The sequence below is a fragment of the Vibrio scophthalmi LMG 19158 genome (assembly GCF_000222585.1).
Taxonomy (GTDB): Bacteria; Pseudomonadota; Gammaproteobacteria; order Enterobacterales; family Vibrionaceae; genus Vibrio; species Vibrio scophthalmi.
Genome location: NZ_AFWE01000209.1, coordinates 1 through 14121 on the forward strand (window position 1 = coordinate 1; position 14121 = coordinate 14121).

Genomic DNA, 14121 nt, shown 5'->3' on the forward strand with positions numbered 1-14121 from the left:
TGCGACACTAGCTCAGTTGGTAGAGCGCAACCTTGCCAAGGTTGAGGTCATCGGTTCGAACCCGATGTGTCGCTCCAAATAATAAGATAGCGATAAACCCATATCGATATCCAGATGGTGTTTTACTTTTCAGTAAAGGCCTCACAAGTTTAGATTTGTGTGCCCTGGTGGTGGAATTGGTAGACACAAGGGATTTAAAATCCCTCGACGTTCGCGTTGTGCCGGTTCAAGTCCGGCCCGGGGCACCATCTAACCCGTTACGATAGTAACAAAAATTGCGACACTAGCTCAGTTGGTAGAGCGCAACCTTGCCAAGGTTGAGGTCATCGGTTCGAACCCGATGTGTCGCTCCAATTTCTCTCTCTGAGAATTGGTCAAAAATAATGGCGCCTTGGCAGAGTGGCTATGCAGCGGATTGCAAATCCGTGGACCTCGGTTCGACTCCGGGAGGCGCCTCCATTATTTTTCATTTATTCCTCATGTAATTTACTTCCCCTTAAAATCAATTGCTGAATTTATGTCAGTTAACTGTGCCTTGCTATTTTTTAATATAATTAGGGCCCATAAAAAAGCCCCAACGTGATGGTCAGGGCTCATGATTTAATTCGTTGTATGACGAATCGTTATAGCAGTTGAATTTTATTCTCTTCGCACTCTGCAATCATCGCATCAGGCCAGATAGACGACTGAACTTCGCCAATATGCGCTTTTTGTAAGAAGAACATACAAATACGTGACTGGCCGATACCGCCGCCAATGGTGTAAGGCAACGATTTGTCCAAAACCATGCTGTGGAATGGCAGTGAAGCGCGATCTTCACAACCGGAAAGGGCTAGCTGCTCGGTTAGGCTTTGTTCACAAACGCGAATACCCATTGAGGAAAGCTCCAGAGCGCTATCAAGTACTGGGTTCCAGAACAGTAAGTCGCCATTTAAGTTCCAATCATCGTAATCAGGCGCACGACCATCGTGTTTTTCACCATCAGAAAGGGCATGGCCGATGTTACGGATAAATACCGCGCCATGTTCTTTACAGATCGCGTTTTCACGCTCTTTTGATGATAAATCTGGGTAGCGGTCAAGCAACTCTTGCGACGTAATAAAGGTCACCTTAGCGGGAAGGCGTCTTTCTAATACTGGGTATTCTTGATAGATATAGTTTTCTGTTTTTAGGAATGCGTTATAAATCTTTTCAACGGTTGTGCGCAGGTACTCTTCATTGCGCATCGATTTCTCGAGCACCTTTTCCCAATCCCATTGGTCAACATAGATCGAGTGAATATTGTCTAACTCTTCATCGCGACGAATCGCATTCATGTCAGTATAAAGACCTTCATCCTTTTGGAAACCATAGCGGCCCAGCGCCATGCGTTTCCATTTCGCCAAAGAATGAACGACTTCAACCTGAGCACCGTTGTCGTCCAGTAAGTCAAAGCTTACCGGGCGCTCAGTACCATTTAGGTTGTCGTTTAAGCCGGTTTCAGGTTTGACAAACAAAGGCGCAGAAACACGAGTTAAATAAAGCTCATAAGCCAAAGCATACTCAAAATAATCTTTGAGCTTTTTAATCGCGACTTCAGTATCACGCAGTTCGAGTAGAGGTTGGTAATTGGTTGGGATTTGTAACTTCATCAAAGATCCTTTTTATGAATTAGTCCAATATTTTTAACAATTTACGCGAGAGTTTTGTCAGCGTCCATCATTTGTTGCTTACAAAGCGCACAATGAGTTTTTCTCCTTGGTTCGTGAATACCACTCAAGGCATGAAATCTATCGATGATCAACGATCAAAAAACAGAAGTTGGGTATCGCGAACGCATCATTCTACTTTGATGGGTAGCGGAAAAAGTAGCGAATTTGGTATGAAATGCACACATCAAGATTGCAAACTAAGCAGTTGATTAATTTGGTCAAATTTATTGTTGACGTAAAATTATAATCGGGTAAAGTACGCCTCGTTCTCACGGCGAAAGTGGTGAGAGATGGTGCTTTACTTATTCGTAAAGGCATCACAAATTTAGATTTGTGTGCCCTGGTGGTGGAATTGGTAGACACAAGGGATTTAAAATCCCTCGGCGTTCGCGCTGTGCCGGTTCAAGTCCGGCCCGGGGCACCATCTAAATCAGTTACTTAGTAACTAATGCGACACTAGCTCAGTTGGTAGAGCGCAACCTTGCCAAGGTTGAGGTCATCGGTTCGAACCCGATGTGTCGCTCCAATTTCTCTTCCTGAGAAGTTGGAACAATAAAGGCGCCTTGGCAGAGTGGCTATGCAGCGGATTGCAAATCCGTGGACCTCGGTTCGACTCCGGGAGGCGCCTCCATTCTATTTTCATCTCAAAACACAATCCCAAAAATTTTCATCTATTCTATTTTTATCTATCCCAAGTTTTAGTCTCTGTCATTATTTAGATCGAACATGGATCTTTTCGTCTCTTTTTCTCTTGTTTTCCTAGGTCAGTATTATCAATTACTTGCTTTAACGTCTGCCAATCTGTTTTCTTCCCCCAGCGTAATTTCTCTTGTCCATCCTTATCTATCAACACGGCGGTATGCTGTTGTGAATGGATCTGAAAGAGATTAAATAACACGCCAAGATCAAAGTGCTCTTTTACCCATGGCGGTTCACTGTCGCCATCTTCTGTTATTACTAACGTGACAATGTCACGATTGTTTAGGTCGCACTCATTCATTAAGGCTTCCAGTAAAAAACGTTCCACATGTTCATCTCGCTGCGGAGAGAAGTAGATAATACTGCGGTGAGACCAGCTATGTTCGCTATTTGGGAAGGAATGCCCTTTGAGTGGAAGTAAACACCATAGTAAAAGCAATATTCGTGACATGCTGGTACCTACAACTTGCTGGATAAATTGGTTTGGCTTAGCGACAGCGCTATTGACGGCAGTACGATGAGCGCTTTAACCTCAAACCTTTCTGTACGATTATTATAGAAGGTTGGTACACTGTGTTGATGACTTCAAGCTAGAACAACCTCCGTTCTCGCTTGGTCTTTACAGTAGCCAAGCCCATTGATTGTTAGATAAGCGCATTGTTAGATGAGCATAACAAGACTGGCTAATACCACTAGGGTCACGAGACGGGAACGAGCACGTATGAAAAAACCGAGTTCAGATTTGCTGACAGGGGAGTTGCTGACCGAGTTTCGCACCGTGTCATTTATGATTGCGATCTATTGCCGAGATCATCATCAAACCCATGAGAAGAATCCGCAAGGCTTGTGCGTTGAATGCCAAAGCTTAATGAGTTATGCGGAAGGTCGTTTAGATCGCTGTGCCTATGGGCAGAATAAGCCGACCTGTAATCGCTGTCCCATCCACTGTTATAAGCCTGAGCCGAAAGAGCAGATGAGGCAAGTTATGCGCTATGCAGGGCCCAGAATGCTATTTCCACATCCTATATTGGCATTGCGTCACTTGTTGCACGAACGCAAAGAGGCACCAAACAAACCGGCTCCGAATCAATCCAATCGTCATCGTCGAATGGCGGATAGAACCAAGTAAAAGTCGAGATAGCAAAAAGGGGCTAAAGAGCCCCTTTTTGTATTGGATAATGTCGCACTAAATCGCTTATTCGCCTGCCATTGCTTGACGCTTGGTCTTGATACTGGCGAATAGCATGTAGATGCACGTTGCCATCAGTGTCGCAAAGAGGTAACCCAATAAGCCTTGCTCACCCAACATAAAGTGATCAGCAAGCACAGGGCCAGCAACAGAGCCAATGCTGTAGCTAAATAGCATCACTTGCGTGACTGATACAATGTAAGCCGGATCAAGCTTGTCACAGCCAAGGTTAATCGCTACTGGGTAAAGGGCAAAAATCGCCATACCCAACACAAACAAGCTAATACCTAATACGTAAATGCCATTGCCAATCGCAGTAAAGCCAATCGCGGCAACACCCAGCAGGCAGAACAGTGCCATTAGCAGAGTACGGCCAAGGTATTTTGATAGCCATGGAACGATAGGTTGAACGGCCATGCCGCCTAGAATCACCAACGCCATTAGGCTGCCAAGATCACCATTGTCAATGCCACGGTTACGTAGCTCAACAGGCATTAGGCCGTAAATAGCGCCCAACGTCATACCAGAAACAATACAGCCAATGATCGCAGCATGGTTTAGTTTGCTGATCTGTTTAAGTGACAGTGCATGGCTTTGACCTTCTTCTGGCTGATCAGTACGGCCAAAAGCCAATACGATAATCGCTAATACCAACAAAGAAATGATCGCAATAAATGGAATACTGCCTGTTACGCCAAGTGCACCGATACCAAGTTGGCCAAGTGAACTACCGCCGTAAAGTGAGCCCATGTACAAACCAAGACGTTTGGCACGCGCGCTTTCATCGCCATGAAGCAACCATGATTCTACGATCACAAATACGCCTGCCACCGCAATACCCGCGACAAAGCGAGCTGACAGCCATGCTGGAGCATTGGTAAAAGCCGGTAGCACAATAATCGTGGCGATAAACGCCAACAAGCAACCAATGAAGGCTTTACGGTGACCGGTTTTATTTACGATTGGCTCAAACACCATCGCACCGACTAACAGACCGGCATAAAATACACTGGCTAACCAACTCGCCAACGAAACGTCCAAACCATAGTGTGGAAGCATTAGCGGGATGATACTCATTAAATAGCCAGACGCCACCGCATATAAAGCAAGCGCAATTACAGGTACTGAAATGCGAGCTGGAGATGCAGGAGCAAGTGTATTTTCCAATGTCGTAGCCTCATGTTACTCGCTCTTATCATGGAGGGATAAGAGACAAAAAAGGGGGAGTTGATGGGCGGACTATGGGGATTTTTTGAACAGGCGTAAAATGAAAAGTTTTTCCCTTTACGATAAAAATTAATTATCGATATAGGACCTGTATATTTATGCAGATAAATATACAAAAAAGCCGTCAAAAAAGACGATTTGACGGCAGTTAAGTTAGATTAATTTATTTTGTAATAGCTTGTGCAAGCCATTGTTCAAACTGGCTTTTAGGTAGCGCGCCATTGATAAAATCGACTCTTTGGCCGTTTTTAAACACCATAATGGTTGGAATGCTTCTAATCTGATATTGCATAGCCAAGTTTTGCTGTGCTTCGGTATCGATTTTTACAAAACGAACTTTCCCAGATTGTGCTTGAGCAACGTCGGAAAACACCGGCGCAAAACCGACACACGGGTTGCACCAAGGCGCCCAAAAATCGATCACGACAGGTTGTTCGCTATTGAGCAGTGTGTTGAGGTTTAATTCCGTTCCTTCGATCGGAGCACCATCAAGTAACGGGTGCTGACATTTACCACAAACTGGGCTTTCTGAAACACGTTCAACCGGCACGCGATTGACACCTGAGCAAGATGGACAACGAGTATTAAATGTAGACATGGCAACTTCTCTTTTTATTTGAATTCTTTTTGTGTAATCGTGCTCTCTTGAGGGCACGTGCCTATAGTTATACTATCAGGTGAAAGAGAAGAAAATACCAAGGATCGTAATGAGCACCAATAACACTCAAGTACAGCCCCACACAGCAGAACCTGATTATACACAAACTCGTTTTGCGGAAATAACGGGTTGGGGTAAATGTCTTCCGCCAGCGACGCTGAGCAATGACGATTTAAGCACCTTTCTCGAAACGTCTGACGAATGGATCAGAAGCCGAACGGGCATAGAGCAGCGTCGCATCAGCCATGTTGATACCTCTGAGATGGCAACGGTCGCCGCGCAACAAGCCATCGCGTGTGCAGGATTGGTCGCACAAGATATTGATTTGATCATCATCGCCACTTGTTCACCCGATTCATTGATCCCAAATATTGCCTCTAAGGTATCGCAAAACTTGGGCATACAAGGCGCCACTGCATTTGACTTGAATGCGGCTTGCACTGGCTTTGTTTACGGTTTGGAAACGGCGACGCGGCTGATTCAGGCTGGTAACTACCAGCATGCTCTGGTTGTCGGGGCGGAGCGCCTCTCGTTTTACATTGATTGGACACAGCGCGATACCGCAGTGTTATTTGGTGATGGCGCAGGTGCGGTGGTACTGAGTAAAACAACCCAAGCACTTGGCTTACAACAAGCTCAATTGGGTTGCGATTCACAAGGGCGAGATATTCTTGCTGTACCGAAATTTGGCACTTCAATGGACCGTTTTGCCGCAGATAACGGTTATTGGAGTTTTAACTTCGTTGGTAAAGAAATTTTCAAGCGTGCAGTGAAAGGCATGAGCGCGGCGGCGCAAAGTGTTTTAACTCGTAGTGGATTAACCACCGAGCAAATCGATGTTGTGATCCCACACCAAGCGAATATTCGCATTATTCAAACCTTGTGTGATATTGCGGGCATTGAGCAGGATAAAGCGTTTATTAATATTCAAAACTATGGCAACACCTCGGCCGCGACCGTACCGATTGCTTTGTGTGAAGCGGTTGAGCAAGGAAAAATCAAAGCGGGTGACAACTTACTTTTAGCCGCTTTTGGTGCGGGTTTAACATGGGGCGCTGGCCATATTAAATGGGGTCAACGAGTGACTCCGTTAGAACAAAGTGCTCTCGCATTGCCTGAATGTCAGCAAAGTGCTCTCGAGTTATTAGAAAGCGCGATCGAGCATTGTAAAAACAAGCCGGTATAGCGAAAAACAAAACCATACAGATAGTTACTCTCGCCAGAGAGTGTTAAAATTGCGCCCAAAATAACGATACCGTTAGGGCGCAAATGAAGTTCCTCCACACCTCCGATTGGCACTTAGGCCGACAATTCCACAACGTCTCACTGCTTGACGATCAACAAGCGGTCCTCGAGCAAATCATTGCTTATGTTGAGCAAAATCCAGTGGATGCCTTAGTGATTGCTGGTGATATCTATGATCGCAGTGTTCCACCAACCGCGGCGATTGAATTGATGAATCATTTTATCGATAAAGTGTGTGGAGAACTCTCACTCCCGATTATTCTCATTCCTGGCAACCATGATGGTGCGCAGCGCCTCGGTTTTGCCGCTAGCCAAATGAAAAATTCGGGCCTGCACATCTTAGCCAATTTTGACGATATGCTCACTCCCGTCGTGATTGCCAGTGATGTTGGTGAGGTGGCCTTTTATGGTATGCCTTACAATGATCCGGAATTAGTGCGCCATTATTACCAGTCTCAATTGGCCTCTGAACCGGATGCCTCCGCTGTTTCTATTAAAGATCACGATGATGCTCATAAGTTGTTGGCTGAGCGCATTACTGCACAATTTAACCCGCAACAGAAAAACGTGTTGATTAGCCATTGCTTTGTTGATGGTGCGATTGAGTCTGAATCTGAAAGACCTTTGTCGATTGGTGGATCGGATCGCGTTAGTCATCAACATTTTGTGCCATTTGATTATGTTGCGCTAGGCCATTTACATCAGCCGCAGAAGAAAGGCGAAGAGTATATTCGTTATAGCGGTTCGTTGATGAAGTACAGCTTTTCGGAGCAGCATCAGGCTAAAGGCATGACCTTGGTTGAGTTAGATCAAGATGGCTTTAAGAGTGCGACACATATTCCGCTCACCGCGCCGCACCAAATGCGTATTATTGATGGTGAAATGGAGGCGATTTTAGCGCAAGGTAAGAGCGATCCCAATAGCCACGATTACCTATTGGTTAGATTGCAAGATAAGCATGCCATTCTCGATCCAATGGAAAAGTTGCGTAAGGTTTACCCCAATGTTTTACACCTTGAGAAGCCGGGAATGTTGATTGGTGTTGATCAACAACTGGGTAAAGCGCGTTTAGCGCGCGGTGAACTGGATATGTTTAAAGATTTTTTCCTCGAAGCCAAGCAAGATTCAATGACCGAAGCCCAAGAGCAGGCGGTTAGCCAAGTTATCGAGCAACTGACTCGCCACACGGAGGCTTAACCGATGACACCATTAAAACTCACCATCCAAGCCTTTGGCCCATTTGCAGGCAAAGAAGAGATTGATTTCACCAAGCTAGGTCATGCGCCGCTGTTTTTGATCAATGGCCCAACGGGGTCGGGTAAAAGTTCGATTTTAGATGCCATTTGCTTTGCACTTTATGGTGAAACGACCGGTAGTGAGCGTACTGGCGATCAAATGCGTTGCGATCATGCCGCGGCCGATCTAGTCAGTGAAGTGAGTTTTGAATTCTCGCTTGGTAGCAAGCAATATCGAATTGAGCGCGCCCCTGATCAGATGATGCCGAAAAAACGCGGTGACGGTCTAACGAAAAAAAGCCATACCTGTACCTTGTTTCAAATCGATGCGGGCCAAGAGCTCCTCATCGCTAATAAGCCGACACCAGTGGGGAAGGCGATCGTTGAAATTATTGGTTTGGATGTTAAACAGTTCCGCCAAGTGATGGTATTGCCACAGGGCAAATTCCGCGAACTCTTGATTGCCAACTCTAAAGAGCGCGAAGTGATCTTTGGTCAGCTATTTCAAACGCACATCTATTCAGCAATTGAAAAAGCGTTATTTGATAAAGCCGCGCATATCCGCCGCGCTAAAGATGAGTTTGATAATCAAATCAAAGGTGCATTGGATGTTGCTTCAGTCACCAGTGAAGATGATCTCAACGCCCAACGAGACGCGCTAACCCCGCAAATTGCTCAAGCTGATGAGCAACTTATTAGTGCGAAACAGGCGCTAGAGAATGCTCAAAGCCAGTATAAAAGCGCGGCTGATCTCAGTAATAAATTTGCTCAGCGCCAAGCACTGCAAAATGAGCAGCAGCAACATCTAGCCAAGCAACCAGAAATGGAGCAATTGACGCAGCGTCGCAAACAAGCCCAGCAAGCGCAATCGTTGAGCCTACCTTACAGTCAGCAACACCAAGCCAGTGCCAAAAATCACGCTGCGCAAGGAGAGGTCACGCGAACCGAGCAGCAACTTAGTATGGCGCAGCAAAACTTAACCCAAGCGCAGGTTCAAGCTGAGCATGCGAGCCAAGCGGCTCAGGTGATTCCTCAGTTGAATCAACGCTTATTTACACTCAATGAAGTGACCAAGCGATTGGTTGAGCGTGATAAACAGCAAGCGAATCTCAATCAAGCCGAGCAAAACTGTCGCCAACTTCAGCAACAGTTTGAAGGACATACTCAGCAAGTAGAGAAGATCGCACAGCAAATTCAAACTCAGCAACAGACGCTGCAGCAAGCCAAAGAGCAACAAATTGGCTTACCGGCAAAAATTGAACAGCTTAAGCAGATCACGAAACAGATCAATACCCATCAAGATCTGTTGAACACTCAGCAAGCCGCACAACAGTTTCACGCGATTTTACTTAGCAAGCAGAGCGAGTTCGACCAAGTTAAGCAGCGTACTGAACAAGCGCAGCGCGAGGCCGATCAACTAGAGTATTACTGGCATACTTCCCAAGCGGCGCAACTGGCGAAAACACTGCATTTAGGCGAGCCTTGCCCGGTGTGTGGCAGCAAAGACCATCCGCATCCTGCGACGTTTACCGAACGTGAGGTGAGTAAAGCGCAAGTGGATCAAGCTCGCCAAGTCCAGCAACAACATCGACAGCAGCAAGAGCAATGTAGCCAAGCGTTGCAGCAGGCGCAGATGGAGGTGGCGAAGGTTGACCAAGCGGTTCTTGGCTGGCAAGCACAATTAGGCGACACTCCGAGCTCAGTCGAAGCGCTAAAAGCGTCGGCGGCGACGTTGAGCCAGCAAATTGAAACCTTACAAACGATCAATGTGGAACAACTTAGCCAGGCGGTGCTCTCTTCAGAGCAGCAGGCTGCGCAGTTGAAACAGCAGTGCCAGTTGGTGGAGAAGCAACTTGATGATGCTAAGCAGCAGGTGGCGACACTTCGTGGTACGTTACATTCATTGATGCAAGATATTGCGCCGAACGAACAAGATATTGCCGCCGTTAACAGTGAAAAGCAGTTGCTCGAGCAACAACTGCAGAAACTACAGCGTGACGAAAGCCAAACGAAAGCACAGCTTGATAGCGTACAAACACAGCAAGTAGCCGCTTACACCCAGTGGCAAGAAGCGGAGAAGCAAGCGAACAATGCAAAAAGGGAGTTAGAGCAAGCACAACAAGCGTGGAGTACTGCATTAACGCAAAGTGTCTTCAGTGATGATAATAGCTACTTGATGGCGAAACTTGAGCCGCAACAAATTGAAGCGATTGAGCAGACCCTCAATCAATATGCTGAACGTAGCTCAACCCTAAATGGTGCGCTAAGTACCTTAGAACAGGACTTAGCGGGATTAGAGTTACCGAATGTTGAATTGCTTGAACAGCAAAGAGCACAAGCGGATGGTAGTTATCAAGCCAGTTTGGATGCGAAGAGTAAACTGCAATCGGTGATGGATAACCTCAACAAGGTTGCCGATCGTTTGAGTGAACTTTATCAACAGAATACTGCGCTAGAAAAAGAGTATCAGGTGATTGGTACCTTGAGTGATATTGCCAATGGCCGCACGGGATCAAAAGTGAGTTTGCACCGCTTTGTCTTAGGGGTCTTGCTTGATGATGTTCTGATTCAAGCTTCACAGCGTCTGCGAGTGATGAGTAAAGGTCGCTATGAGCTGCGTCGTCGTGAAGATCGCGCGAAAGGCAATGCTGGTTCTGGTCTCGACTTGATGGTGGAAGATGGCTACTCCGGTAAGTTACGCGATGTAACGACGTTATCCGGTGGCGAGTCGTTTATGGCAGCGCTTGCGCTTGCACTCGGCTTATCAGATGTCGTGCAATCATACAGTGGTGGTATTCGTCTTGATACGCTGTTTATCGATGAGGGCTTTGGCAGTTTAGATCCTGAATCACTCGATCTGGCGATTCAAACTTTAGTCGATTTGCAGCAGGGTGGGCGAACCATTGGTTTGATTTCACATGTTAGTGAACTAAAAGAGCAGATGTCACTGCGGGTTGATGTGGTTGCTGAACGAAACACCAGCCATATTAAATTGCATGGTGCCAATCTCTGATCGCCCTTCAGCGGTGATAGGTTTAAAATATCACCGCTGAAGGAAAGTTTTTTAATGATAAATTTCTCAAATCGTTGCTAATTAATTAAACTATCGATACGCAGTTGGCTCAGTGGTAACAAAGAGCTGAAAAATCGATATGAGAAATATGATGAATTCGGTTCGTAAGGTATATCAGTATGCAGAGCCCAACTTAACCGTCATTGGTTGGATGGGCTTTTTGGGTTTCCCTGCTTATTACTATGTGTGGGCGCAAATGTTCCCGCAAAGTTACGAATCTCTACCTCTGCGTTTGTTTTGTTCGTTACTGTTTGGCGTGATTGCTTTGCGTCATTACGTGCCCGCTCATCTACAGCGTTATCTGCCACTTTATTTTTCGATTTGTGTCCCTATTTGCTTGCCGTTTTTTTTCTCATACATGATGTTTAAGAATGACTGGTCAACGGTGTGGGTCATGTCCTTTATGGCGGCGATCTTAATTCATGTCTTGCTGGTGTATCGAACGGCACTTATGTTGCTGCAAACTATTAGCGCTATTTGTGCTTCTCTTCTATTGGTTTATGGCCCCAATATTAATGTTATTGCCAATCACATCGTATGGCCCTACGTACCAATCTTTGCTTTTACTTATACTTTTGGCAACGTCTTCTACCTGCGCAGTCAAACGGAATATCAAAGCCAGGTCTCACTGGCAAAATCCTTTGGTGCAGGCATTGCTCATGAAATGAGAAACCCACTCAGCGCGTTAAAAGCATCGTTAGATGTACTGGAGTCTCTGTTGCCTAACATGACCAGTAAGACGGATTCGGAAACGCCTTTGCTCCTTGATAAACAATCGCTATTGTTGGCGAATGAGGTGATTAATGATGCCAACGAAGCGATTCGTAGCGGTACGGAAACCATCGATCTGTTGCTCACCTCGATAGATCAGAACCGGATCACCAATGCGACCTATCGTAAGCATTCAATGCGTGAAGTGGTGGAAAAAGCGATAGCCAGTTTCTCTTATCCAAGTAAAGTGGACAAAAATTGCGTATCGATTTCACTCGAACAAGATTTTTTCTTTTTTGGCAGCGATACGTTGCTTAAATACACCTTGTACAACTTGTTAAAAAACGCGTTTTACTACGGAATACGCGACAATTTCATTATTTCAATCGAGCTCAAGCGATGTAACGGCGTTAACCACTTAGTTTTGCATGATAATGGTGTAGGCATGAGTGCCGACGTGCGCAAGCATATTTTTGAAGACTTCTACACCCATGGGAAAGCGAGTGGCCATGGCTTGGGATTACCCTTTTGTTTTAGAGTGGTTAAAGCGATGGGAGGGGAGATTCGTTGCCGATCGGAGCTGAATCACTTTACTGAATTTACGATTTCATTACCGCCTTACAGCTCTACGGCGGTGAATAATATTAAGCTTGATATGATGAAGGCCAAGTCGATACTTTATGTTGGCACTTCGAGCATGCTGAAACGTATCTTGGAGGATAGTGCGTTTTATCAAGGCTTTAAACTTACTTCAATGACACTAGAAAAAGCCCTCAACTGTGAAGAGTACGAGTTTGAGTACGATGTGGTGATGGTAGATATTGACAAAAATATGGCCAAGCAAGCCAGCCTTGAGGCACTGGAGATGAAATTCAGTTTTACTCAAGCCCGAATTGTCTATCTATACGATAAAGAGTCAGTGTACAGCTATAACATCGAACGCAGTGTTGAATTTTATCCAGTTGAAAAGCGTCAACTCTTAACCCAATGCCGCCAAGTGATGGATCAATTGTGCTTCGAGTCACCAAAAACCAGCCGCAAGCTCGATCATCATGAGCAAAGCTATCGCGGCAAAACATTATTGATTGCCGATGATAACCAATCTTTTCGGGCTTATACCGCAATCTTGATGCAGCAGTATGGATTCAATGTACTGCAAGCGCAAAATGGTCAAGAGGTACTTAATCTTTTGGCTCAAGTACCAGTGGATTTGATTGTGATGGATATTGAAATGCCGACGATGGATGGTGTAGCCGCCGCAAGAGCGATACGCTCAAATGAGAGCGAGTATGCGTTAACACCAATCATCGGTTATACCGGAGACTCAACACATAGTATGACTGAGCGTATCCGCAGTGCCGGGATTAATGATTACTTGGTGAAACCAGCCAACAGTGAACGCTTACTGCAAAAAATTGCTCAGTGGCTCTAATGACTGACTGATCACTACCAATGACTATTCAGATGCTAGCTTTTACTCTCATGACGGCGAAATCCTTCGGGAAAGTACATTTTTACATATCCAATTGAAACCCAAATCACCAACACAGTGGCGATCGAGAGTTCAAATAAACCGAAGTCGTGCAGCCAGTGCCAACGTGGATGATATTGCTCGAAGAAAGAGGTTAGCCGGTGCATGGCGACGGCGCTGATCACCGACGGAAATGTGACAGCCGCAATCGATGGTTGGAACTTCAATCGCATCAAACGTAAGTAGCACAGGTAGATCATCAACGTCATGGTGATCGCAATACCTGCTAAGGCTCCGGTAAGAATAGGATCGGGCTGCTTGAAGTTAACCAAGTAGGTTGCCAAGGTTAAATTGATTGGTGCCGCCATGATAGCGAGAGTAGGCCTTGCTCTACGCGGTAACATCCCTTCAAAAACCAAGCGATATAAAACCAGTGGTAGCATGAAGAAGTAAATCGTAATACAAATGTTGACCAAGGTTTCTGAGAAGAGCGTATGGCCAAATTGCGTTCCCGCCAGCGAACTGCTGATGAGTCCCACCGGATACAAAAACCAACTCGGCACAATGTTCGACATTTTGAAATTGGTCAGCTGAAAGCCAAAAAACAGCACCATCATGGTGAGATGTAACAGCAATGCAGCAAACCAGATAGGGTAGGCAATAATCGGGGAGATCACCGCGAGATAATCACACAGAATTAAGAGTGCCATACTCATCGGCGCCATCAGGCTACCGCTCAATGGGTGGCGTAAATCAGCAATAAAAATTTTTGGATTGGTGAAATACTTGATCAGCACTGGCGCCAGTAGCAGCGCACCTAAGGCGGCAAGATAAGGTCGGATCACTTCGCCTATTTCGGGGATATACAATGCCCACGCATGACCAAGACCGATCATACCAAGAGCTAAAGCCGCCTGAGAAG

The 14121-nt window shown here is 45.7% G+C and carries 10 protein-coding genes and 7 tRNA genes; 12 read left to right on the top strand and 5 right to left on the bottom strand.

The features are described from left to right. Position 1: 1 nt before the first annotated feature. From RH88_RS18075 to RH88_RS18090, 4 genes are all read left to right on the top strand, one after another. A tRNA-Gly gene (locus RH88_RS18075) sits at positions 2-77 on the top strand. A gap of 84 nt (positions 78-161) precedes the next feature. Then, positions 162-248: transfer RNA gene (locus RH88_RS18080), tRNA-Leu, on the top strand. Positions 249-277: 29 nt separating this feature from the next. After that, positions 278-353 (top strand) — tRNA-Gly (locus tag RH88_RS18085). A 32-nt stretch (positions 354-385) separates the two neighbouring features. Beyond that, positions 386-459, top strand: a tRNA-Cys gene (locus RH88_RS18090). Between the two features lie 164 nt (positions 460-623). Here RH88_RS18090 and asnA read toward each other — a convergent pair. Next, entirely contained in the window at positions 624-1631 is a 1008-nt protein-coding gene (gene asnA, locus RH88_RS18095; RefSeq protein WP_005598729.1) for an aspartate--ammonia ligase, read from the bottom strand. 397 nt (positions 1632-2028) lie between these two features. Between asnA and RH88_RS18100 the strand changes: the two genes are divergently transcribed. The 3 genes from RH88_RS18100 (at position 2029) to RH88_RS18110 (ending at position 2322) form a co-directional block, all read left to right on the top strand. Beyond that, positions 2029-2115, top strand: a tRNA-Leu gene (locus RH88_RS18100). A 26-nt stretch (positions 2116-2141) separates the two neighbouring features. Next, positions 2142-2217: transfer RNA gene (locus tag RH88_RS18105), tRNA-Gly, on the top strand. Positions 2218-2248: 31 nt separating this feature from the next. Continuing rightward, positions 2249-2322, top strand: a tRNA-Cys gene (locus RH88_RS18110). A gap of 84 nt (positions 2323-2406) precedes the next feature. On the opposite strand, the gene RH88_RS18115 is transcribed toward RH88_RS18110, so the two are convergent. Then, a complete protein-coding gene (locus RH88_RS18115) occupies positions 2407-2841 on the bottom strand; it encodes a DUF4174 domain-containing protein (RefSeq protein ID WP_040758026.1) in 435 nt (144 codons plus the stop codon). Between the two features lie 270 nt (positions 2842-3111). Here RH88_RS18115 and RH88_RS18120 point away from each other — a divergent pair, with 270 nt between their 5' ends. Then, complete coding sequence (locus RH88_RS18120; protein WP_005598733.1) at positions 3112-3519, top strand: nitrous oxide-stimulated promoter family protein; 408 nt, start codon at positions 3112-3114, stop codon at positions 3517-3519. Positions 3520-3585: 66 nt separating this feature from the next. On the opposite strand, the gene RH88_RS18125 is transcribed toward RH88_RS18120, so the two are convergent. After that, the gene (locus RH88_RS18125; RefSeq protein WP_005598735.1) at positions 3586-4746 is read right to left on the bottom strand and encodes an MFS transporter; all 1161 of its coding nucleotides are present in this window, start codon (positions 4744-4746) and stop codon (positions 3586-3588) included. 223 nt (positions 4747-4969) lie between these two features. Then, positions 4970-5404 (bottom strand): thioredoxin TrxC, encoded by a 435-nt coding sequence (trxC, locus tag RH88_RS18130; RefSeq protein ID WP_005598737.1) that lies wholly within the window; start codon positions 5402-5404, stop codon positions 4970-4972. Between the two features lie 109 nt (positions 5405-5513). Here trxC and RH88_RS18135 point away from each other — a divergent pair, with 109 nt between their 5' ends. The 4 genes from RH88_RS18135 (at position 5514) to RH88_RS18150 (ending at position 13160) form a co-directional block, all read left to right on the top strand. Beyond that, complete coding sequence (locus tag RH88_RS18135; protein ID WP_005598739.1) at positions 5514-6650, top strand: ketoacyl-ACP synthase III; 1137 nt, start codon at positions 5514-5516, stop codon at positions 6648-6650. Between the two features lie 83 nt (positions 6651-6733). Beyond that, entirely contained in the window at positions 6734-7906 is a 1173-nt protein-coding gene (locus RH88_RS18140) for an exonuclease SbcCD subunit D (protein WP_005598740.1), read from the top strand. 3 nt (positions 7907-7909) lie between these two features. Continuing rightward, entirely contained in the window at positions 7910-10957 is a 3048-nt protein-coding gene (locus tag RH88_RS18145) for an SbcC/MukB-like Walker B domain-containing protein (RefSeq protein WP_005598742.1), read from the top strand. Between the two features lie 151 nt (positions 10958-11108). Next, complete coding sequence (locus RH88_RS18150; protein WP_005598744.1) at positions 11109-13160, top strand: ATP-binding response regulator; 2052 nt, start codon at positions 11109-11111, stop codon at positions 13158-13160. Between the two features lie 35 nt (positions 13161-13195). Here RH88_RS18150 and RH88_RS18155 read toward each other — a convergent pair. Next, a partial coding sequence (locus RH88_RS18155; protein WP_005598746.1) for a TDT family transporter occupies positions 13196-14121 on the bottom strand: 926 nt, incomplete at its 5' end.